General features: G+C 42.0%; 17 protein-coding genes. 14 read left to right on the top strand and 3 right to left on the bottom strand.

Annotated features, from left to right (window positions below):
• The first annotated feature begins 292 nt into the window (after positions 1 to 292).
• The 7 genes from G458_RS0112650 to G458_RS0112620 all read left to right on the top strand — a co-directional run bounded on the left by G458_RS0112650 (position 293) and on the right by G458_RS0112620 (position 10,971).
• On the top strand, positions 293 to 5,125 hold the full coding sequence (locus G458_RS0112650; protein WP_084438865.1) for a T9SS type A sorting domain-containing protein: 4,833 nt from the start codon (positions 293 to 295) through the stop codon (positions 5,123 to 5,125).
• Positions 5,125 to 5,637: a hypothetical protein gene (locus G458_RS0112645; protein ID WP_026952225.1), complete on the top strand. Its 513-nt coding sequence runs from the start codon at positions 5,125 to 5,127 to the stop codon at positions 5,635 to 5,637. The genes G458_RS0112650 and G458_RS0112645 overlap by 1 nt, the downstream gene beginning before the upstream one ends.
• Positions 5,638 to 5,666: 29 nt before the next feature.
• A complete protein-coding gene (locus G458_RS20750; protein WP_051287260.1) occupies positions 5,667 to 6,260 on the top strand; it encodes a hypothetical protein in 594 nt (197 codons plus the stop codon).
• Positions 6,253 to 6,696 (top strand): hypothetical protein, encoded by a 444-nt coding sequence (locus tag G458_RS0112635; protein WP_026952224.1) that lies wholly within the window; start codon positions 6,253 to 6,255, stop codon positions 6,694 to 6,696. Before G458_RS20750 ends, G458_RS0112635 begins: the two co-directional genes overlap by 8 nt.
• A gap of 145 nt (positions 6,697 to 6,841) precedes the next feature.
• Positions 6,842 to 7,375 carry a DUF4402 domain-containing protein gene (locus G458_RS0112630; RefSeq protein WP_157359782.1) on the top strand — a complete coding sequence of 178 codons (534 nt, stop codon included), beginning with the start codon at positions 6,842 to 6,844 and terminating at the stop codon, positions 7,373 to 7,375.
• A gap of 47 nt (positions 7,376 to 7,422) precedes the next feature.
• Positions 7,423 to 8,247: a fimbrial biogenesis chaperone gene (locus G458_RS0112625; protein ID WP_026952222.1), complete on the top strand. Its 825-nt coding sequence runs from the start codon at positions 7,423 to 7,425 to the stop codon at positions 8,245 to 8,247.
• Positions 8,248 to 8,286: 39 nt separating this feature from the next.
• Positions 8,287 to 10,971 (top strand): fimbria/pilus outer membrane usher protein, encoded by a 2,685-nt coding sequence (locus tag G458_RS0112620; protein ID WP_026952221.1) that lies wholly within the window; start codon positions 8,287 to 8,289, stop codon positions 10,969 to 10,971.
• Here the strand turns inward: G458_RS0112620 and G458_RS0112615 are convergent.
• Positions 10,948 to 11,226, bottom strand: coding sequence for a hypothetical protein (locus G458_RS0112615; protein ID WP_026952220.1), 279 nt, complete (start codon positions 11,224 to 11,226; stop codon positions 10,948 to 10,950). The two genes, G458_RS0112620 and G458_RS0112615, sit on opposite strands and share 24 nt — an antisense overlap.
• Positions 11,227 to 11,334: 108 nt before the next feature.
• On the opposite strand from G458_RS0112615, the gene G458_RS0112610 reads away from it, so the two are divergent.
• Genes G458_RS0112610 through G458_RS0112595 form a run of 4 tightly spaced genes read left to right on the top strand, consistent with a single transcriptional unit; the run spans position 11,335 to position 13,744 of the window.
• The gene (locus G458_RS0112610) at positions 11,335 to 11,784 is read left to right on the top strand and encodes a DM13 domain-containing protein (RefSeq protein ID WP_026952219.1); all 450 of its coding nucleotides are present in this window, start codon (positions 11,335 to 11,337) and stop codon (positions 11,782 to 11,784) included.
• Complete coding sequence (locus G458_RS0112605; protein WP_026952218.1) at positions 11,785 to 12,675, top strand: hypothetical protein; 891 nt, start codon at positions 11,785 to 11,787, stop codon at positions 12,673 to 12,675.
• Positions 12,672 to 13,283: a Crp/Fnr family transcriptional regulator gene (locus G458_RS0112600; RefSeq protein WP_026952217.1), complete on the top strand. Its 612-nt coding sequence runs from the start codon at positions 12,672 to 12,674 to the stop codon at positions 13,281 to 13,283. Before G458_RS0112605 ends, G458_RS0112600 begins: the two co-directional genes overlap by 4 nt.
• Positions 13,284 to 13,294: 11 nt before the next feature.
• Entirely contained in the window at positions 13,295 to 13,744 is a 450-nt protein-coding gene (locus G458_RS0112595) for a DM13 domain-containing protein (RefSeq protein WP_026952216.1), read from the top strand.
• A gap of 215 nt (positions 13,745 to 13,959) precedes the next feature.
• On the opposite strand, the gene G458_RS20745 is transcribed toward G458_RS0112595, so the two are convergent.
• Together G458_RS20745 and G458_RS0112585 are read right to left on the bottom strand one after the other, a co-directional pair.
• Positions 13,960 to 15,408, bottom strand: a complete 1,449-nt coding sequence (locus G458_RS20745; RefSeq protein WP_035468198.1) for a sensor histidine kinase — start codon at positions 15,406 to 15,408, stop codon at positions 13,960 to 13,962.
• Positions 15,409 to 15,418: 10 nt separating this feature from the next.
• Entirely contained in the window at positions 15,419 to 16,117 is a 699-nt protein-coding gene (locus G458_RS0112585) for a response regulator transcription factor (RefSeq protein WP_026952215.1), read from the bottom strand.
• 266 nt (positions 16,118 to 16,383) lie between these two features.
• Here G458_RS0112585 and G458_RS0112580 point away from each other — a divergent pair, with 266 nt between their 5' ends.
• From G458_RS0112580 to G458_RS0112570, 3 genes are all read left to right on the top strand, one after another.
• On the top strand, positions 16,384 to 18,603 hold the full coding sequence (locus G458_RS0112580) for a sodium-translocating pyrophosphatase (RefSeq protein WP_026952214.1): 2,220 nt from the start codon (positions 16,384 to 16,386) through the stop codon (positions 18,601 to 18,603).
• A gap of 63 nt (positions 18,604 to 18,666) precedes the next feature.
• Positions 18,667 to 19,974 carry a D-alanyl-D-alanine carboxypeptidase gene (locus tag G458_RS0112575; RefSeq protein ID WP_026952213.1) on the top strand — a complete coding sequence of 436 codons (1,308 nt, stop codon included), beginning with the start codon at positions 18,667 to 18,669 and terminating at the stop codon, positions 19,972 to 19,974.
• Position 19,975: 1 nt separating this feature from the next.
• On the top strand, positions 19,976 to 22,045 hold the full coding sequence (locus G458_RS0112570; protein ID WP_026952212.1) for a S9 family peptidase: 2,070 nt from the start codon (positions 19,976 to 19,978) through the stop codon (positions 22,043 to 22,045).
• Positions 22,046 to 22,049: the final 4 nt, after the last annotated feature.

The following is a 22,049-nucleotide window of genomic DNA, read 5'->3' as shown; positions in this document are numbered from 1 at the left end:
GATATACCTAATTTTTTAAAATTATTTATATAATATGTTATATTGATTTAGACAATTAAATATATTGTATTATTTATATTATTATTTATTTTCTTTACTAAATACAATTTCTATTAAGTATTGACAAAAAACTGTCTCTAAAAAAAAATAGAACACGGATTTTCTAGCACATTATTTGTTGCCGAGCAATCGAATCCAAGCAGACAACTGGTCAAAAACATATTTAATCGGTTCATGTTTTGGATTAATCAAGTTGTTCACCCCAACGATTAATCTTATCTGGCACCCTTGAATGAGTAAAATTTTACGGAATTTTATTTTTGGCTTTAAAGCTAAAACCATTTTGGTGTTAGGGATATTATTGATGATATCCAACTTTTCTTTAAGCCAACAGCGGAGGGCATCATCCTCTGGAAATTGGAATAGCACCGCTACCTGGGGTGGTCAGTCTGTGCCCACAACTTCAAACGATGTAGTAATAGAAGCCGGTATTGAAGTCACCATCACGACAAATGCAGAATGTAATTCATTATCACTTCAAAACTCACCTAGCAATAGCACAACAAGCTTAAACATTAATCCAGGAGCCACTTTAATAGTAGGCAGTGGAAATGGATTAGTGACCATTGGGTCAGGAACCAGTATGAGTAATAGAAGTGTCTCCACTACGGAAATTATTGTTAATGGCAATCTTTTTTCTGGGACAATTGATCAGCTGCCAGGAGTAAGAAGTGTAGGGCAGGGAGGGTCTGGTAATACTAATTTAATTATCAACTCTGGTGGAAATGTAACTTCAACAGGAAACATCACTGGTAGCAATAATGGAACGTCAGGAAATTTCTTAGGGACAGCGAGAGTAATTATTAATTCCTCTGGATCTCTTAAGCTGACAGGAATATTCGATACATCTGAGTTCACTAACTCGGGCTCGAGTACTGTCGAATATAATGGAGGAGACCAAACAATACGAAACTCTCCTTACGCCAACCTTATTCTCTCAGGATCCGGAACCAAAACCCTTCCCAACCTCAATTCTATTTCTGCGAATTTGACCCTCTCAGGTACTGTCTCTGCTACAAGCTCGGGGAATTTATCAATTGGAGGTAATTTAAATATTGAAAACGAGGCAACCCTAACGACTGGAAACAACTTCTCCTTTTCTGTATCTGGCACAAGCCAAATCGGAGGAGGATCCAGTGGTCAACTGATTTTAGGCGGTACGGGAGCAAAAACATTTACCGGAAATGTAACCGTCAGCAATGGAGCGACTTGGAATGAATCAGGTGCAGGGCCAATTACCTTCTCCTCTGACCTTATAAATAATGGGAATTTCACCTCAAATTCCGGACTTCACACTTTTTCGGGTACCAATAGGGCAATAAGTGGAAGTTCCCCCATAACCATTTCCAACCTAAGCATTACTGGCACTTACACCAATAACACGACCCTAACCACCTCCAATTTAGATGGATCAGGCACCCTAACTCAGGGAACCAATTCCACATTAAATTTGACAGGCACCTATCCTATCACTGGATTGGCCGCTACTACCAATTGCCCCAATACGGTAAACTATTCCGGAGCAAATCAGACTGTCAGGCCAATCAACTATTGTAACCTTAGCCTCAGCGGAAGTGGCACGAAAACTCTCCAAATTGGAACAAGCTCCATTCTAGGCAACTTTACAATTTCGGGAGCAACCTCAACTACTGCCGTTACTGGAATTACCATAGGCGGCAATGTGCTGATAGGCTCAGGAACTACATTTTTCGCAGGCAATTTCACCCATAATGTTGCTGGAAACTGGGCAAATTCGGGAACATTTAACCCCGGCACCTCAACCATCAATTTTAACGGGACTGGCCCTTCATCAATAGGTTCCAGCAACTTCAATAATATCACTTTCTCCGGATCTGGCACCAAAACCGCCACTGGAGCCTTGGCCCTCACCGGGAATGTTTCCATCACAAACAACTTCACAGCTGGGTCATTCACTCATACCGTAGGCGGAAACTGGACCAGAACCGGAACTTTCAATGCCACGGGTTCCACGATTGATTTTTCAGGAGCTAATGCTGCTACCATTGGGACTTCCAACTTCCAAAACGTCACTTTCTCCGGATCTGGGACAAAAACTGCTACAGGAGCTTTAACTATTTCAGGAAATGCATCCATTTCCAATAACTTTACTGCTGGAGCCTTCACTCATACCGTGGGAGGAAACTGGACCAGAACCGGAACTTTCAATGCCTCGGGTTCCACCATTGATTTTACAGGGGCTGGCGCGGCTAACATTGGGGCTTCCAATTTTCAAGACGTCACTTTCTCCGGATCTGGCACCAAATCCGCCACTGGAGCCTTGGCCATTGCCGGGAATGTGTCCATCACAAACAACTTCACCGCTGGAGCCTTCACTCATACCGTGGGAGGAAACTGGAATAATGCTGGGACATTTTCTCCAAACACCTCCACCATCAATTTGAATGGAAATTCAGCTAGTACTATCAGCAGCAGTAATTTCAACAACCTTACAATCTCTGGGTCTGGGACAAAAACCGCCACAGGAAATTTGACAATAATGGGTGATCTTTCCCTCACTGGAATTCTTTCTGCAGGTGCATTTACTCATACATTAAATGGGAATTTCACCACCTCTGGAACTCTGAATATTGGGACAAGTACCTTTATTTTTTCGAGGTCAGGGGATCAAAATATTTCCAATGCTTCCTTCTTTAATCTGGATCTAAGTGGCTCTGGTAACAAATTTTTCAATCAAGCTACGACCATACAGTCCAATCTGACTATTTCCGGATCAGCTATAGCTAGATTAGGAGCCCTCAATTCAACCACCAATACACTTAAATTAGGAACTTTTGATCAACCAGCAGGAACTTATGGAAGTTCAGCTTCTTCGGCTACCAATAAAAATTCACAATATTTTGGAACCGCAGATTTAGGAATTCTAACAGTATCTTCTGGACCTCCGGCATGCTCAACGGGTACTTGGCTCGGTATAGTAGATTCGAACTGGAACAATTCTTCAAATTGGTGTAATGGAATCATTCCAAATTCTACGACCAACGTTTCCATAGCTTCGACTGCTCCAAATCAACCCATCATCGGAACTGGAGGAGGGATCACCAATAACTTGTCCATTTCTTCAGGAGCAAGCCTTTCAATTGCAGGAGCTCAACTTTTGCAAGTACACGGAAATTGGATCCTTAATGGAACCTTTAACCCGGGAACCAGCAGCACAGTGGAGTTTAAAGGCTCCAATAATAATTCGATTAATTCCGGTTCATTCGCATTCCTGAAATTTGACGGTACAGGGACCAAAACAATCAATGGCACTTTACTGGTAAGTGAGAGTGTGGAACAGGTTGGAGGTATAGTAGTATTGACCTCTCCTAACACCTTGACGATCAATTCCGGCAAAAGTATGATCATCCGGTCTGGAGGAACATTCACCACGAATGGTCCAAGCAGTAGGATAATCATAAAATCTCAAGCAAATTATGCCAATTACAGTTCATCAAACCCAAGATTAGAAGTTAGCCAGGTTTTCACCGGAGCAAAAGGTTGGAGAATGATTGGAACACCTGTCACCAGCACTTATGGGGCCTTCAGCACTGGATTTGAAACTCAAGGATTCCCAGGATCCACCAATCCAAGCTTACAGCCTAACCTCCTATGGTGGGATGAAACAGACAAGGGCACTACCCTGCAGGGTTGGAGAATGCCCAGTCAAGCCAGTGATGCTTTTCCAGTGGGTAGAGGGCATTATTTCTACATTTTCAACGGAGATTCTAAACCGGCTCCTGCTACAGGAAACTATTCCGATAATCTTCCTCTAACCCAAACTTTTACCGGAACCGAGATCAATCTAAGTTCTGGGACCTTCGATTTTGGGGTAACTTTCACTCCAAGAGCCACTTCGCTAGACCAGACTGAAACTACTATTACAGAAGTCAATCAAGTTGACGAAGGGTTTAACTTGGTGGCCAATCCCACGGCAAGCTATCTAGATTGGAATGCATCCACTGGATGGGCTAAAACCAATATGGATCAAACCATCTACGTTTGGGATCCTGCTTCTTCCTCTTTCTTGACTTGGAATGGAACGCTAGGAACACTGGGAAGTGGAGTAATAGCTCCCTATCAGGCATTTTGGGTCAAGGCAAATGCTCCCAGCCCAGTTTTAAGACTTACCGGAAATGGCGCCAAAGCTTTAACCAACCAAAGCTTTTTTGGTAGGCAGTTACAATCCGAACCAACTCCTTACCTCAGATTATCTCTAATGGGTGAATCTTTAACCAAAGAAGCTTTTATCTCATTTGGTCTGGATGGATCGGAATCCACAGATCCTAAAGATGCATTTCAGCTCGAACCTTTGTCCTCCGACTGGTTACTGCTTTATTCTTATGGTTCGATTACCCAAAAAACACCTTTGGTAATCAATCACCTTGATCCACTAAGCGAAAAAAATAAAATCATCCCCCTTCATGTTGCCGCAGCCAAAAACGGTAATCCTTATCGAGGAAATTATATCCTAAACTGGACTCTATCTGAGGAAATCTCGGAAGACTTCTCCTTCATATTAATGGATCATATTTCGGAGAAAGCCATCGATATGAGGAAGGTTTCATCTCATTCTTTTACTTTCTCTGCTCCCAAATTATCCAATGCCAGAACGAATAATTCTGACAATCCATTTGATCTACCTAAGGCCGGTATTTTCCAATCCCCTTTTCCCACTGGAGAGGTCACCGCAAATGCAAGGAAAAATACAGATGGGCCCACAAGGCCGTTCACCATTTACATCAGCAAACAAAATGGGCAGGAAATAGGTTACCTCCCGAACAATCCGAAACTTTTCACCCCAGCCCCGAATCCATTCACCAGTCATACCAAAATTCGCTTTTTCCTACCCGATGATGATAAAGCTGAAATCACCATCACCAATCTGATGGGGCAGTCCGTCGCATATTACCCTGCGCAACTTTATGAAAAAGGAATCCATCAGATCGAATGGATTACTGATGCCATGAACTTGCCAGCAGGAATTTATATCGTGAGGCTAAAGACAGAAACTTTCCAAGCCACCCAAAAACTGATCAAGAACTAATGAGGTTAAAAACTGTACTTTTTACTTTTCTTTTTTTCGTTTTGGCGAAGCAATTAACCATTGCTCAAATCAATGGAAGAATCGCCACGCTTTCAGTGAAAGCCTCTGCTACTGTCACTGATAACCTTCAGATGTTGACGATCAGAAATATTGATCTAGTAAATCCGGGAATAAATGGAAATCAAATTACCGTTTCTCCAATTACTAGTAGTTATTCTGGAATGTTCAAGATCACTGGAAATCCAAAAGCAAAAGTTAGGGTCACCTACCTCCAAAATGAAGTCTTAAAAGAACAATCAGAAGGAATAGGAACAGTAAATGCAACATTTGAAATTAGTGGAGCTCCTCAAGACACCCAATTCCAAAGTACTCTTTTGACAGTTGGCGAGGCAAACATTTCTTTAAGCGAAAGAGGCGAATTCTTTATTTGGTTAGGAGGCGTCTTGGATGTCTCTTTGGCCACACCGGGAATTTACCTCTCTGAATTTCTTATTGAATTAGAATATATCTAATGAAGTGTAAGAAATCATATCGCCCTTTTATGCTTCTGGCTTTACTAGCTGGAACTCTCTGTGTGGTCAATTCAAGCTATTCCCAAAGAATTAGCTTTAGCACTTGGACAGGAAGTGATGACATAATAATCACCTCAGTCATGGCATCCCCGACACTCGACTTCAATCAAAAACAGGCCATTATTGTCCAAAATAGTCCTGCTATCAGCATTAATCTCAATGATGTTGGTGCAATTGCCTTTGCAATCGAAGCCCCAGAAAATTTTGACTTAACCGTTGAAGTGGATGCTCCAACAGTCCTTTCTCTGGATTCTGATCCAACCAAAACTATCCCTTTTCAAATTAAAATGGCTTATAATAATCAGAGAGCTGTGGATGAGAACAGTGGAAAAGCAAATGCCATTGAATTGCCTACAGGATTTTACAATGTCACTTTCCCTGTAAATCGCAGGGCTTCAGGCGCTCCCGGCCCACCTCCTACCCCTCTATCTGGATCAGAGACAAGAATAAAAGCTAAAGCATTTGTTTACCTGTATGGAGAATTGGGGCCAATCGGAACTATTCCTGCAGGCAATTATACAGGTACCATCAACCTAAATGTCTTTTTCAACAGCTATGATTAAAAGTTTAAAGACATATGGCTTGGTAATTCTCCTCCTATGCTCATGTAGGCTTGAGGCTCAGGTGGTAAACATAAAGCTGGAAATCCCTGCGGGGGTAATCATGGATTCTCCTTCCTATGAGCCATTAATTGGAGGCTCATGGGAAAAAAACAAAGCCAAGGCTTGGATAAGTATTTCCACCAGAGAGAATCTTAATTTCCTATTGAAAGTAGAAGAACCACAAAGAAAAATAGAGCCACCTTTTGAGGCTTATTTCCTAAATAATGGTACTTCAGATTTTGAAAAATCTCAGCTACTATCCACAGGAATTCAGGAACTACAAATCCTAAATCAAAGAATGCTGATCAAAAACCTTGATCCCACTCCAATGTACCTGCGGGCTTGGGTAGGAATTCCAATTATTTCAGGAATCAAATTAATTATAGAATACCCTTAAACGATCATTAAAACTTAACTAGTACGCCTATGAAAAATGTCTTTTAACCTTTAGGAGCAAACCTGCTCCCCAATCGAAAATGAATTATTAAACAGTTCTAACCTTAAACAATTAAACAAAACACAACCCTTAAATTAAACAACAAATGAAAACAATGATTAAAAGCACCCTTGCCCTAATCCTAACCCTTGGATTAGGTTTCGCTGCTCAGGCACAAAAATTTACCTCTGCTCCAGCTTCCGCAACCGTACTAGCGGATTTGACTATTGATCTTGATGGTACTCAGAATGAAATCGCCTTTGGTAATCTTTCTGCCAACACTCCTGGATCTATCGTATTGGATGCCAATGGTACTGATAATGCAAACACCGGTACCATCACCAATGTCGCTAGATTCAACCTTACGGGTGCCGATACTGAAGTCACAGTAAGTTATGATGCAACGGTAACCCTGTCAAATACCGATCCTACTCCAGCTACAATGGTTATGACTCCAGAAGTCGTGGGTAATGCCCTGAATACCGGTCAGACATCCGCTGCGGCTATTGCTAGTGGAAACACCATTGAAATTGAAAATGGCGTATTCTTTATCTGGGTAGGTGGCACCATACCTGCATTAGTTAATCAAGCAACTGGCACTTATACCGGCACCTTCAACATCAATGTAGAATACAATTAATTTAAATCACCCGGAGATAAAATATCTCCGGGTTTTCCCCTAATCCTATGAAAAAACAGCTAATCACCCTTCTTCTTAGCTTTTTCCTTTTTGGAATTTGCAATGTACAAGCTCAAATCTCGCTTGCTCCTACTACCGTATTCATAGACCAAAACGGCGTGGGAACTTTATTTGTCACCAACCCAGGCAATGTCCCCCAAGAGATCAGTATTGGATTTGAATTTGGATACCCGGGAAATGATGAACTGGGAAATTTAAAAATGGTATATGGGGACAGTGTACGAGCCTTGCAAAATGGATTTGGAGATCGGGTTCGTGCCTTTCCAAGAACTTTTATTTTGGCACCTCAACAGCAGCAAACGATCCGACTTCAAGTCAGACCCGATCGATCAGCCTCAGCTGGAACTTATTTCACCAGAATCAAAATCACTTCTAATCCACAAACGCCGGATATTGAACAAACTAATACCGACGAAGTAACTACGCAGGTAAATTTCCAATTTGACCAGATCATAGCTGCATTTCAAAAAGTAGGACAAACTTCTACTGGTCTAGAAATCGGGGAAGTGAAAATCCTTTTAAACGAAAATAAATTTCGTGCAATCCCTGAATTTAAAGTCACTGGCAATTCTCCATTTATAGGAAGTGTCACTGCAAGCGTGAAAAACTCACAAGGAGAAGTCATCAAAGAAATTCAACAAACCGTAGCCCTATATTACTCGGGATTACGCGCGGTGGAGATTGAACTTACTCCAGATCAAGTTGCTACAGCCTCTCAAATAGAGCTGAAGTATGAAACCAAAAGAGCTGATATTCCATCGGGAGATTTGGTTCAATGTGCTCCTATAATTAAAACTGTTCCTTTGAAATAAAAAATATCCCTTTTACGATCAAAGGATACTAACGAATTCATGCATTTCTTAACTCGCCTGAAAATCCAAAGCAAGCTTAGAATAGTCTTGCTGATTTTCTGTTTTTTCTTGTTAAGTAAATCTACTTATGCCCAAAAAGAACCAGACGGCGAGGTACTCCTTAATTTTAATTATCCTGCAGTAGGAAATGTATACATCAACGGAGCCTTTTTTGGAGATGTCGCTTTTCTCCCTTTGGGTGAAGTTTTAAGCCTGCTTTACATTCCTTACGAAAAAACTGCAAGCGGAAAAGGACTTCAGGGAGTTTTTCCAAGTAAAAATGATTCATGGTCAATAGATCCCGTGACTCAACAGTTTTTTTTAAAAGGAAAGTCAATTTCACTTCCTGCCGACGACTACTACATTGGGGAATTGGATTTATACCTCCACCCAGAATACTTCCAAAAAATATTTGGGATCACCTTTACCATAAATACCTATGCACTGAGCATTAGCCTTTCTTCCGAATTTACTTTACCCATAGAAGAGCGGAAAAAAAGGGAGATGATTCGTACTCAGCTCCAAAATAGACTGGGAAATCTGGATACACTTACCAGCCCATTGCTATTTCCAAGGGAAAAAAAAATGCTGAGTCTCGGCGTTTTCGATTACAACCTAACCTATAATAAATCAAGCCTTTCCTCAAATATAGGAGCTCAATTCAATCTGGGTATGGAATTGTTGGCAGGGGATTTACAAGGAACCTACATTGGCAATTTTCAATCCAGCAATATTCTATCCTCTTTCGCAGGGATAAGATGGAGATATGTCTTTCCCGGAGGAATGGTGCCTGAACGAAATGCTGCAATTTCCAGTCTAAGTATCGGTCAGGTAAATACTTCTGGTCTGACTAATTCAGTCAATTTATTGGGTTTGTCAGTCACCAACAATCCCGTAATCCCTAGGCTAGAATTAGACACGTTCGTGATCGACGGGACTACTGCCCCAGATTCCGAGGTAGAATTATTAATTGGTGGGCAGTTGGTTGATTTTACCAGAGCAAATGAGGTGGGCTATTATCGCTTCAATGCTCCAATTACTTATGGAACTGTAAGACTGAGTACAAGAATTTACACGCCGAGAGGAGAAGTGATCGTAGAAGACCGACAAATTCAAATTCCATTTAGCTTTCTTCCCAAAGGATTTGTGGGTTATAACCTTCAGTCCGGACTTCCTCAGTTTAGTCAAGATTCAGTTGGAACCACTTTGGCAACTCATGCGGACATTGCTTATGGAATTACAAATGCTTTGACCGTAAGGGCCGGTGTGGACCGAGGTGAAGTATTTGGAGAAAATCCATTTTATAGTGTCTTTGGACTTTCAGCGCGGATTTTTCAGCAATATCTCATCAATATTGATGCCTTGCCAGACCGATATTATAGGGCGACTGGTAGTGTTTTTTATGCGAGTAATACCTCAATTAATGCTCAATTCACTGAATACAATACCAACTCCTCCTTAAATGCCTCTGGTCTTAGCAGAGATGCGAGTTTGAATTATTTTTTCCCTTTTCAGATCGCTAAAAAATTTTCAGGTTTCAGGATAACTGGAGAGCGGCTTTGGTATAACAATGGAGTGGCTAATTCTAATTATCAACTTGATTTCAACACTCAGATAAATCGAATAGTCTTTAGGGTAAACTATCGAGGAGGAAAAAGAGGAAATCCAACCAATGCCGAAAATCCAAACCTGGACCTTTTAGGAATTTTAACTGGCTCTTTAACCTATACACTACCAAGGACCCCGAGTATCCCGGTTTATGTGAGAGGTATGTTCTTAAGAGGACAGTATCGCTACTCTACTCTGTTTGAAAGATCAGAATCTATCAGCTTGCTTTTATCTCAAACTCTATTTAAAAACGGTCGATTTACCCTTGGCTATGACCGGGATTTTATTTTTAAGCAAGGACAATTTAAAATTGGCTTCTTATATGACTTTTCGTCTTTGAGAACCTCCACCCAATTCACAAAAAGAACTACAGGATATCAGTTCCAGCAGAGTCTTAGTGGATCTATTGCCTATGATCCAGGAGGGAAGACCCTTATCCCTTCCAATAGAGACCAAATAACCCGCTCAGGAGTGACTGTAAGATTGTTTATAGATTCAAATGAAAACTCAATCTATGATGAAGGAGAGGAAATAGTTTCAGCTAAAGCAGTTAGGTTGGACAGATCTGGAAATATTGTAATAGGATCAGACGGGTTGTTGAGAATTACACAACTTCAGAGCTATTGGAATTACCGGATGGACGTAGATATTGCCTCCCTTCCTAATCCCAATTTAGCACCAAAGCAGAAAAGCTTTAGATTCATTGCAGAACCCAATCGACTTAAACTGATTGATGTTCCACTTTATCAAACTGGAATAATTGATGGTTACGTGTTTTTTGAAAAAGGTAATACTTCCACCGGTTTGGGAGGATTAAGATTGATTCTAACCTCCAAATCAGATGGTAAAGAACTTATATTGAGAACTTTCAATGATGGAAGTTTTTACACTTATTCCCTTCTTCCCGGTAAATACACCCTTCAAGTGGACCCAAAACAATTAGAATACATGCAGGCTGAATCTGTTCCAGGTAGGCTCGAATTCGAAATCAAAGCCTTGGCAGATGGGGATTATTTGGAAGGCCTCAACATAGTACTGAAGCCCTTGCCCAAGTCAGATCAAAAACCGGAGGACTAAGTCCCTCCATTCTTCTTCCAAAGTACCATTGGGCCTCTTCTCCCCTGCCCGTCGATACCAATAATCCGCATTCCAGCTATCTCCTTCTTTGCGATGTAGATAGGCATGGACTCTGGCGGCAGACCGAGTTTCCAAATGATCGACCTGATCATGAGCACTTTTCCAGTCTCCCTTTCCATCGTACCAAAGAGCCAGCAACTCTGGTGAGAAAGCGGAATCAGGCTTTTCTAAATCTTTGAATTCCTCGAAGTTCATTCCTTGATTTCTTATTTGACCCAAAATAAAGCTTTATTCTTTTGTGATCATTTCGTGATAGTCAAATCCGAGTTTTGAATCATACAAACAACCAAAACTCCATCTATCATGAAAAAAGTACTCTTGTTATTTTATGTAGCCTTTTTAGGCTTAGTTTCCTGTTCTGACGATACTGAACCAGTAATAATTGACCCGACTGTTCCATCGGGATCACTTTCAGTCCAGCGAATGGGATCTTTTGTGGATCAAAACGGAGCAGGTTCCACAGGTACAGCCAATTTAGGCGTGGACTCCAAAGGAAAAGAGTTTTTATCCTTCAGTTCAAATTTCAACACTGCATTGGCCACCGGCACTGTCACTGTTTTTCTTTCTACCTCATCAACTTTCACTCCAGATCCTGGAAACGGAAATCCAAACTTATTGGCCTTGGGGCCGGTTAGAAAATCAGGAGAAAATTTCTTCGCGATTCCAACAGGCTCCTCTACCAGCAAATACACTCACGTGATTTTATGGTGCGGTTCTGTGGGAGTGCCTTTTGGAAATGCAAGACTTCAATAAATGATGAATCAATTTCAACGTATCCAAAGGTCCGGGATTATTTTTGGACTTTTGGCTATCCTAAGTCCTTATACAACCCTGGCCCAAAGCGGGTGGACAAAAGCTAAAAAAGAGGGATTCTATCAACTCAGCTTCAATAGATTTTCCTCGGATGACTATTTTACTTTGGGTGGTGAAGAATTAAAAACCAATCAATTCACGCAAAATTCTCTTGTTTTTTATGGAGAATATGGGCTTAATGATAAGTTAACAGTAATCGCAAATTGGCCCCTTCAGGTTTGGAATGGATTTTCTTCTACTGAGACGGTCAGCGGATTGGGAGATTTGAGACTGGAATTCAAGCAGGCACTTCTCAAAAAATATCTACCGCTTTCCATTTCTGTTGCGCCAGAGTTTCCAATTGGAAAAGCCAACAACTTTGCTCAAAGCAAACTCAATGACTTCGAATCCATCAATTTGCCTTCCGGTGACGGGGAGTTTAATGTGTGGACCACTTTGGCCGCTTCCTTTTCTTTACCCAATACTCCCCTTTACGGGAATCTTTTTGGCGCCTATAATTACAGGACTTCCTACCAAGGTGTAAGCTTTACCAATCAAATTGGATTAGGAGTAGAATTGGGATATAAAATCTCCGATCTGATTTGGGTCAACAGCCGAATTAATGCTTTGACCTCGAACCAAGAGGTGCCCGTAGCCACAGACTTTGTACGAGGGGATGGTACAGAATATACGAGCTATAGTTTTGGCGCAGCAATTCCGGTTTACAAGGGAATTTATCTGTCTTTAAATTACCGTAATTATGCAGACTTCCTTTATGAAAGAAAAAACCTCTATTCAGCAGGAACATTCTCTTTGGGATTTTATTACGAACGGAAACCCAAGCAACCATGAATCAAGCAAAACCATCAGGATTGAATCGCTCATTCCCCTGCCTGAAAACCTTAAAAAGAGATGAAGCCCTTTTTCTTCAAAATGAAGAATTTAAAGGCTATTACCTCGTCAAATCAGGTTTAATTAAAACCATCCGCACCCATGAATCCGGAGCTAAGGCTATCCTTTCTTTTAAAATCCAGGGAGAATTGATGGGTGAACTAATAGAAACAGAGCTGGGAAAAAAACATTCCTACTCAGCAATTGCCTTGGAAGATAATACGGTTGTCGAGCTTATTCCTTTTGAGGATCCGAGTCAGCTGAAATTGATGAGAATTCTGGAAAACCTTCAATTAGAGATTTTACAGGTCAGAACAAGACTGGAAAGGATTCTTTTCCAAGATGCGGAGCAAAGAATCAAACTTACCTTGAAAGACCTTGCCTTAAGGATGGGCAGAAATTTTGGAAAAGAGACTCTCCTAAAACTTCCTATGACGCAGGAGGACCTAGCAATTCTTACAGACACGAGCCGACAAACTGTGAGCATGGTTCTTGCCGGACTAAAATCTCAAAACAAAATCACGTATAGCAGGGGTAGAATACTCTTTAGAAATCTTGAAACATTATAAATCTATCAGATATGAAAAATTACCTCAAACTTGCAAGTCTAGCCTTTGTGCTTTCTCTTTTAGTAAGCTGCGGAAGTGAGGATGGGAATCCTAGTGCTCCAGACGACAATACCATGGTCACGGGTCAATTGGATTTGATCAAATCAGGAACATTGACCGCACAAAGTTCAACCAATACCATCGGAACTGTCTCAATAGTTAAGGATAATGCCGGTAAATACTTTCTCAGATTATCAGAAAATTTCACAACCAAATTTAGCACAGGAACAGTTACCGTGTATTTGGCCACTTCCCAAACGCTTAACCTAAATTCCTCAAGCACCTTTCAATTGGTCTCCATTGTTGGAAAACCCGGGGAACAATTCTTCGCTTTGCCCGGTCTTCCGGATTCAAAGTTTAACCATGCCATTATTTGGTGTGGAGCCGCAGCAATTCCTTTTGGATTTGCACCTTTGAATTAAAAAATTATGATTATCCGTAATTGCACCACCACCCAAAATCACATTGGTTTGGCGGTTGGAAGTCCGAAGACCGAAGCGGGCTAAAAATTACCTTTATGTGAGGTTTTATCCATGGAGCCCAGCTTACTGGTAAGAAAGTGGATATTCATCAAAAAAATTATCTAAATTAAAAAAGCCGTTTTCACACGGCTTTTTTATGTCTTAGAAAAATATGTTTAGGTTGGAAGGACAAATTGGAACTCGGTGTAAGAAACAGAATCCGACTCCAATTGAATCTGAGTCCCATGGATCTCCAGGATTTTCTTGACTATAGCTAGACCTAATCCAGACCCTTCGATTCCTTTGTAATCTTTATCCACTTTATAGTATCGGTCAAAAATAGAATCCAAGTCCTCTTTTGGGATACCAGTTCCTGAATTTTTCACCCGAATCAAAACTCCACCTGGGGCAGCGCAGGCTTCCAATTCAATTTCACCGCTGGGGGGAGTATATTTTACAGCATTGTCCAAAAGATTCTGGATCACACGATCCATTAGGTACAAATCCGCTTGCACTGGAGGAAGATCAGGGCAAATGCTGGATTTAATCCGTATTTCTTTAGTTCCTGCCAGCAATTCATACTTTAGGCTAGAGTCAAAAATCAACTCCTGAATCTTCAATATTTCCATTTTAACAGGCATTTGGCCTGAATCAAGTTTGGACAAATCAAAAAGGTCTCCAACCAGTTTGGTGAGCTTATCTACGGAGTTGAGGATGATTTTGTAGTACTTTGACTTTTCCTCAGAAGTAAGTTTATCCTCTCTCATTTGGAGGGTTTCTACATAGCCATTAATGATTGCCAGGGGATTCCTGAGATCGTGGGAAACATTCGCAATCAACTCCTTTCGAAGGGTATCTACGTTTTTCAACTCCTCAATATTTTTTAACAAGGTATCCGCCATGGAATTAAAGGTTTTTCCCAGCATGGCTAAATCGGAATCGGAGGAAGAGGCAGGAACCCTTGCCAAAAGATTTCCTTCCTTAAACTCCTCCACGGTATCCACTACCTTTCTCAAATGTCTGGTCAACCATGCGATCAGCACTAAACCAATTAATAGTCCCACCACCAAAGTAATCAGGACAGAATTTAGAGAAAGTCTCATCCAGTACGAGCCCAAAAGTTGAGCACTGATGGAATCAAATTTTTCACTTTCTAAAGTGATATAGACATAGCCTTGAAGGATATCATTTTCATAAACCGGAGCAGCCGAAAAGACTGAAAAACCACCCGGGTTTCTGGGATCTTCCCCCAAAACAAACTGCTCACCTTGGGTCTCAATGAACTGTTTGACAGGATTAATATCCACAGACTTCAACTTAACCAACTGATCCAATACTACATAAGAAAGAATTTCCCCTTCTGGATTTAATATGTAAACTTCAATCCCAGGGTTTACTGCCATCATCGAATGCATGATCACCCCCAGCGCTACCTCATTTACTTGACCATTTTTGAAAGGATTGACTTCTTTAATTAAGTAAGTCGCTACGTCTGAGTTGAGCTTTTGGGTGGTCTCCTGATAGTACTCTTGTGAGTTTTTGGCCGTAATATAAACATAGGAAGCTCCCACGAGCAAAAGGACCAAAATAAAGGAAAGTGAAATTCTCCAATATAAACTTTTCATGGTAGGAGCTTTAGAGTTCATCATTAAATCGATATCCTACTCCCCAAGTGGTCAGGATATAGGAAGGATTGTTTGCATCGGCTTCAATTTTGGCACGAAGCCTATTGATATGGGCATTTACGGTGTGTTCATATCCGCTGAAATCATAGCCCCAGATTAGCTCAAGTAATTCTCCTCTGGAATAGCTTCTTCCCGGGTTTTTAGCCATGAGGTAGAGTAAATCAAATTCTTTTGGGGTTAATTCAATTCGTTTATTATCAAAAAGAACCTTTCGCTTTTCCAGATCTATTTCAAGTTGCCCAAATCTGAGCATGGATTTTTCCTTTGTGGAGGCCAATCGCATCAATTCCTGTCTTCTCAATATTGCTTTTACTCTGGCGAGAAATTCCCGGATTTTGAATGGCTTAGTCAAATAATCGTCTGCTCCAGATTCCAGTCCCATGATCTTATCGATTTCTTCAGACTTAGCAGTGAGCATTAAAATGGGGGTAAAAACCTCCAAAGCCCTCAATTTTTGACAAATGCTAATCCCATCCATGTCAGGAAGCATCACATCTAAAACCAATAAATCAAGTTCTTCAGATCGGGCTTTTTCGAAGCCACGCTTTCCATTATCACAGACTTCCACTTGATAATTCAAATCTTGGAGATGGAGGAGCAAAAGTTGATTGATATTTGGATCGTCTTCGACAACAAGGATTTTTTTCATACTTAGTCCAATAAGTCAAGAAAACTAAAAGTAAATGTTCACGAAAGTATCACATTGGCTTTTTTCTTTTGAAAATATGCAATTGAAGACAGATTGGCTGCATTAAAGAATTATCCCTTAAATCCCATTTTCATTATTTTATTTGGTGATCCTAGAAATCAACAAGTGATGAATCCGAGGTTCTTAGCAAATGGAATTGGCAGGAAGACGATTAATTCTATATTTGGCAGATTATTCATAAAACCCAAATTGAATCACTATAACCTATGGAACAAGCGCTGATTTACGTAGTCCCTGCGCTGGGACTGGTCGGCCTGCTGGCCATGGCGGTAAAATCCGCCTGGGTAAGCAAGCAAGAAACAGGAGATGCCAAAATGGTGGAGCTCTCCGGCTACATCGCCAAAGGTGCGATGGCATTTCTCAAAGCTGAGTGGAAAATCCTTTTCTACTTTGCCATTATCGCTGGGATTGTTCTCGCTTGGTCTGGAACCCTCGTGGAGACTTCCAGTCCGGTAATTGCAATCTCCTTTCTCATTGGCGCCGTATTTTCTGCATTCGCCGGTTACATCGGCATGAACATCGCTACCAAAGCCAATGTCCGAACTACTCAAGCTGCACGAACCAGTCTTAAGCAAGCCTTGAAGGTCTCCTTTACCGGAGGTTCTGTCATGGGACTTGGAGTTGCCGGTCTGGCAGTATTGGGATTGGGAGCTCTTTTCATTGTCTTTTACCAAGTCTATGTCGTATCCCTCGGAGCAGGAGTGAATGGAGTAGAAATGGAAAAAGCTCTGGAAGTCCTTGCTGGATTTTCTTTGGGAGCAGAGTCCATCGCTCTTTTCGCCCGCGTAGGTGGCGGTATTTATACCAAAGCAGCGGACGTAGGAGCTGACTTAGTAGGTAAGGTAGAAGCCGGAATTCCGGAGGATGATGTACGTAACCCTGCCACCATCGCTGATAACGTAGGTGACAACGTGGGTGACGTTGCCGGTATGGGAGCTGACTTGTTCGGATCATATGTCGCTACCATTTTGGCAACCATGGTATTGGGACGTGAAATCGTTTCTTTGGATAATTTCGGAGGAATCGCTCCTATCCTATTGCCTATGGTTTTGGCTGGATTGGGAATCATTTTCTCCATTATGGGAATGGCCTTCGTGACCATCAAAGACGAAAAAGGCGATGTACAGAAAGCCCTCAACATGGGCAACTGGTCCTCTATCGTATTCACCGGTATAGCTTCCTTCTTTATTGTTAGACATATGCTTCCTGAGACCTTGTCTATCAGAGGCTATGAGTTTACCAATATGGACGTGTTTTATGCGATCATTCTAGGATTGGTGGTAGGTACTTTGATGTCCATCATCACCGAATATTATACAGCCATGGGCAAGCGCCCCGTATTGTCCATCATCAAGCAATCTGCTACAGGACACGCGACCAATATCATCGGAGGTCTTTCTGTAGGCATGGAATCTACCGTACTTCCAATTTTGGTTCTTGCGGGTGGTATCTATGGAGCTTATGAATTTGCAGGTCTGTACGGAGTAGCGATCGCTGCAGCCGGTATGATGGCTACTACAGCCATGCAGTTAGCAATTGATGCCTTCGGACCTATTGCAGACAATGCAGGCGGTATCGCAGAGATGAGCCAGCTTCCCGAAGAAGTACGTGGACGTACAGATATCTTGGATGCAGTAGGTAACACCACTGCAGCAACTGGAAAAGGATTTGCGATCGCCTCAGCGGCTTTGACCTCTTTGGCTTTGTTTGCTGCATTCGTTGGAATTGCAGGAATTGATGCAATTGATATTTACAAAGCAGACGTTTTGGCCGGCTTGTTCGTCGGAGGAATGATCCCTTTCATCTTCTCTTCTTTGGCTATTGCAGCGGTAGGCCGTGCAGCAATGGACATGGTCAATGAAGTTAGACGTCAGTTTAGAGAAATTCCTGGCATCATGGAATACAAGGCTAAGCCTGAATATGAAAAATGTGTGGAAATATCCACCAAAGCCTCTATCCGTGAAATGATTCTTCCTGGGGCAATCGCCTTGATTTCTCCTTTGATCGTTGGTTTTGCCTTCGGCCCAGAAGTTTTGGGAGGCATGCTGGCTGGTGTTACTGTGTCTGGTGTATTGATGGGAATGTTCCAATCCAATGCAGGCGGAGCTTGGGACAATGCCAAAAAATCCTTCGAAAAAGGCGTGGTGATCAACGGGGAGACTTTCTACAAGAAGTCTGAGCCTCACAAAGCTTCTGTAACTGGAGATACCGTAGGTGATCCTTTCAAAGACACTTCCGGACCATCCATGAACATCCTGATCAAACTGATGTCTATCGTGGCCTTGGTCATTGCTCCTCATATTTCGGAAAAAGGGCATCATACCATGGCTGATGGCTCTAAGGTGATCAAAAAAGAAGTGAAAAAAGAAATCAAGATCGTGGACGGTAAAAAGACCGAAACTGAAACTATCACGATTACGAAATAATCAATCAACCACCCTTACGAAAAGCCATTCAGATTTCTGGATGGCTTTTTCTATTTTAAGGGAATGAAGAAACTCCTCCTGGGTCTGCTGATTGCCCTTTCCTCCTGCACGGTTCAAAAAATCAACTCATCCCTCAAGAAGTCTGAGGTTTTTGACAAAGGACATTTAGGATTTATGCTTTTGGATCCGGGGAAAGGGAAAACCCTGGTGGAGATCAATTCTGACAAATACTTTATCCCTGCTTCCAATACCAAAATTTTCACTTTTTACACCTCCTATTCCATTTTGGGAGATGGCTTGGTCAATGGTTTAAATTATTTGGAAAGGGGCGATTCTCTGATCTTCTGGGGCACAGGTGACCCCAGTCTTTTACACCCAGATTTCAAAAATGATCAAGTCATCGAGTTTTTAAAATCCAGTGATAAAAAGCTCTTTTTGGTGGACAACTTTGCTCAGGTTTCTGCCTTTGGTCCGGGATGGTCTTGGGATTGGTATCCTTATTATTATGCAGCTGAGAGATCTGCATTCCCTGTCTATGGAAATGTAGTCCGGTTTAGCAAATCTAAAGAAGAGAAGGATTTCAGGGTTTATCCTCTCCGATTTAAGCCTGAACTTGAATCAGTGCCTAAGTTTGGCACTTACAATTATTCCTTCAGCCGAAAAAGAGCCGAGAATACATTTCCCTTTTTCTTTACTGAAAAGGCCAAAACCGAAGCCTTCCAAGTTGATATCCCCTCTATCACCTCTCCAGAATTAACCAAGAGACTTTTGGAAGAAGCGACCGGGCGATCTATCACGCTGATCCGAAATCAATACTACCTAAATGCCGATCCTAAAAAACTGCAAACTGCTCCAGCTGACAGCCTCTACGCCCAAATGATGAAGATCAGCGACAACTTCCTCGCCGAGCAACTCCTGCTATTAGTTTCTGACCAACTCAACAACTCCCTCAGCACGGCAGATGCAATCGATTATGCCAAGGAAAATCTATTGAAAAACCTTCCTGATGAACCCATCTGGGTAGATGGATCAGGACTTTCTGCAAGGAATATGTTTACCCCGAGGTCAATCATTGCACTCTTGGGAAAAATTCGGGAGGAAGTTCCTTGGGAGAAAATCCAGGCCTATTTTCCAGCAGGTGGAGAGTCCGGAACCATCAGAAATTGGTACAAGGCTGACGAAGGGCAGCCGCCCTATGTGTATGCAAAGTCTGGCTCCCTGAGCATGACCACCGCCCTAAGCGGATATCTCCTGACCAAAAGAGGTAAGATTCTTCATTTTTCCTGCCTCTTAAACAATTACCAAATTCCTACCAACGATTTGAGAACCGAGCTGCAAAAAGTTCTCTATTTCATTCATGACCGTTATTAAAATGAAAAAATCACTGCCTTTATTCCTCTTCCTTTTCTTTCCCTTTTGGCTATTTTCCCAAAGCTTCACTCTAGAGCAAGTAGGCAAATTCAGCTTTCCTTCGGAATTGACCTCCTCCCCTTCTGGTGAAAAAATCGCCTGGGCGATGAATGAGCAAGGGAAAAGAAACGTGTACTTTGCCGAAGGACCTGATTTCACCCCAGTGAAAGTGACACAGTTCAATGAAGACGATGGACAAGAAATCAGCAGCTTAAGATTCACCTCAGATGGCAATTGGCTGGTTTTTGTACGAGGTGGGGATCATGGTGGAGGAAATGCTTCTTCCACGGTCAATGCCCAAAACTTACCTACTCTTCCCAAAGTGGAAATCTGGAAAATCAACCTAGCCGACAAGAAAACTGAAGCAGTAGTGGAGGGAGATGATTTCACTCTTGGACCTCAAAACCAACTCCTTTATCTCAAAGGTGGACAAGTCTGGAAAGCCGATCTTTTAGGAAATGAAAAACCTACTCAACTCTTCCAGATCAAAGGAAATGTCAATTCTTTGGAATTTTCACCGGATGGAAAAAAACTAGCTTTTACCGTTAACCGAGGAGGACACCAGCTATTGGGAATTTATGAAAATCCCGAAACTCCTATTCATTGGATTGCGCCTTCATTCCATCGCTATTCTCAGCCCAAATGGTCTCCTGATGGAAGAAAATTAGCCTTTATCAAAACCAAAGGAGGAAACGGGACCGCCTTTCCCCTTCTGGAACCCCGACATATTCCTTGGGAAATCTGGATTGCTGATGTGAATTCTGGAGCCGGAAAAATGCTCTGGAAAGCTCCGGAAACGCTTCGCGGATCTTATCGCTATGGATTTTTTGCTTTCCCCAATGAGAATGAATTAGTCTTTGAATCCTACCATGAAGGCTGGCAGCATCTCTTTGCCTTGGACATTGCATCAAAAAAATTGACTTCACTGACTCCAGGTGAGTATATGGTCGAACAGATCAATTTCAGTCCCAATAGAAATCAGGTGGTTTTCTCTGCAAATACTGGTGCTGAAAAGGAAGATTTGGATAGGCGGCATATTGGCAAGATCGACCTCAGGACCAAAGACCTTATCTGGGAAACCTCCGGCTCTGGGATCGAAGCTTACCCTGTTGTTATGGGTACAGGAAATAAAATCGTCTACTTCTCCGCTACTCCGAAGCGCTCGCATTTGGTTGCCATCAAGGAAGGAAACCAAAGCCGACTCCTTCAGGAATCTTTAATTCCAAGCGACTTTCCTGTAAATAAACTGGTCACTCCCAAACAAGTCAGCTTTAAAGCTCCTGATGGAACCACGGTTTATGGACAACTTTTCGAAAAAGAAGGAGGCCCAGCTCAAAAACCAGGGGTAGTCTTTGTGCATGGCGGACCTCAGCGCCAAATGCTTTTAGGATGGAGCTACATGGACTATTATTCCAATACCTATGCCTACAACCAGTACTTGGCTGAATTGGGCTTTGTGGTGCTTTCCGTAAACTATCGCTTGGGAATTGGATATGGCTATGAGTTTCATAGACCCGCCTATGGTTACTATCAAGGTGCCGTGGAATATCAGGATATCAAAGCCGGAGGAGAATTCCTAGCTTCCCTTCCTCAAGTGAATGGGGATAAAATCGGAATTTATGGGGGTAGCTACGGAGGATATTTGACCGCTTTGGCTTTGGCGAGAGATTCTGACTTATTCAAAGTGGGCGTTGACATTCATGGAGTCCATGATTTGGATAGTAGATACGAGCTACCTGATGGGTATGAAGTGGCTCCTGATTATGAAAAAGCCAAAGAGATCGCCTGGAAATCATCTCCGATTGCGGATTTGGATACCTGGAAAAGCCCGGTATTATTCATTCACTCGGATGACGACCGCAATGTCAATGTTAGTCAGACCACAGATTTGATCCGAAGATTTGAAGAAAAGGGAATGCCTTACGAAGCGGTACTAATCCCCGGAGATACCCATCACTGGATGCTTTGGAGAAATATGGTCCGTGTGGGAAACCTCACCGCCGAATTCCTGAAAAAACATTTAATGGACTAATTAT

The organism is Algoriphagus mannitolivorans DSM 15301, assembly GCF_000429425.1.
GTDB classification, from domain to species: Bacteria; Bacteroidota; Bacteroidia; order Cytophagales; family Cyclobacteriaceae; genus Algoriphagus; species Algoriphagus mannitolivorans.
The sequence above is the reverse complement of the archived record's forward strand: the minus strand, read 5'-3'. Positions and strand labels throughout refer to the sequence as shown.

What these genes read in the sequence shown, in the direction of transcription:
- G458_RS0112650 (WP_084438865.1), top strand. Translation starts at nt 293, where the DNA reads ATGAGTAAAATTTTACGGAATTTTATTTTTGGCTTTAAAGCTAAAACC.
- G458_RS0112645 (WP_026952225.1), top strand. Translation starts at nt 5,125, where the DNA reads ATGAGGTTAAAAACTGTACTTTTTACTTTTCTTTTTTTCGTTTTGGCG.
- G458_RS20750 (WP_051287260.1), top strand. Translation starts at nt 5,667, where the DNA reads ATGCTTCTGGCTTTACTAGCTGGAACTCTCTGTGTGGTCAATTCAAGC.
- G458_RS0112635 (WP_026952224.1), top strand. Translation starts at nt 6,253, where the DNA reads ATGATTAAAAGTTTAAAGACATATGGCTTGGTAATTCTCCTCCTATGC.
- G458_RS0112630 (WP_157359782.1), top strand. Translation starts at nt 6,842, where the DNA reads ATGAAAACAATGATTAAAAGCACCCTTGCCCTAATCCTAACCCTTGGA.
- G458_RS0112625 (WP_026952222.1), top strand. Translation starts at nt 7,423, where the DNA reads ATGAAAAAACAGCTAATCACCCTTCTTCTTAGCTTTTTCCTTTTTGGA.
- G458_RS0112620 (WP_026952221.1), top strand. Translation starts at nt 8,287, where the DNA reads ATGCATTTCTTAACTCGCCTGAAAATCCAAAGCAAGCTTAGAATAGTC.
- G458_RS0112615 (WP_026952220.1), bottom strand. Translation starts at nt 11,226, where the DNA reads ATGAACTTCGAGGAATTCAAAGATTTAGAAAAGCCTGATTCCGCTTTC.
- G458_RS0112610 (WP_026952219.1), top strand. Translation starts at nt 11,335, where the DNA reads ATGAAAAAAGTACTCTTGTTATTTTATGTAGCCTTTTTAGGCTTAGTT.
- G458_RS0112605 (WP_026952218.1), top strand. Translation starts at nt 11,785, where the DNA reads ATGATGAATCAATTTCAACGTATCCAAAGGTCCGGGATTATTTTTGGA.
- G458_RS0112600 (WP_026952217.1), top strand. Translation starts at nt 12,672, where the DNA reads ATGAATCAAGCAAAACCATCAGGATTGAATCGCTCATTCCCCTGCCTG.
- G458_RS0112595 (WP_026952216.1), top strand. Translation starts at nt 13,295, where the DNA reads ATGAAAAATTACCTCAAACTTGCAAGTCTAGCCTTTGTGCTTTCTCTT.
- G458_RS20745 (WP_035468198.1), bottom strand. Translation starts at nt 15,408, where the DNA reads ATGAAAAGTTTATATTGGAGAATTTCACTTTCCTTTATTTTGGTCCTT.
- G458_RS0112585 (WP_026952215.1), bottom strand. Translation starts at nt 16,117, where the DNA reads ATGAAAAAAATCCTTGTTGTCGAAGACGATCCAAATATCAATCAACTT.
- G458_RS0112580 (WP_026952214.1), top strand. Translation starts at nt 16,384, where the DNA reads ATGGAACAAGCGCTGATTTACGTAGTCCCTGCGCTGGGACTGGTCGGC.
- G458_RS0112575 (WP_026952213.1), top strand. Translation starts at nt 18,667, where the DNA reads ATGAAGAAACTCCTCCTGGGTCTGCTGATTGCCCTTTCCTCCTGCACG.
- G458_RS0112570 (WP_026952212.1), top strand. Translation starts at nt 19,976, where the DNA reads ATGAAAAAATCACTGCCTTTATTCCTCTTCCTTTTCTTTCCCTTTTGG.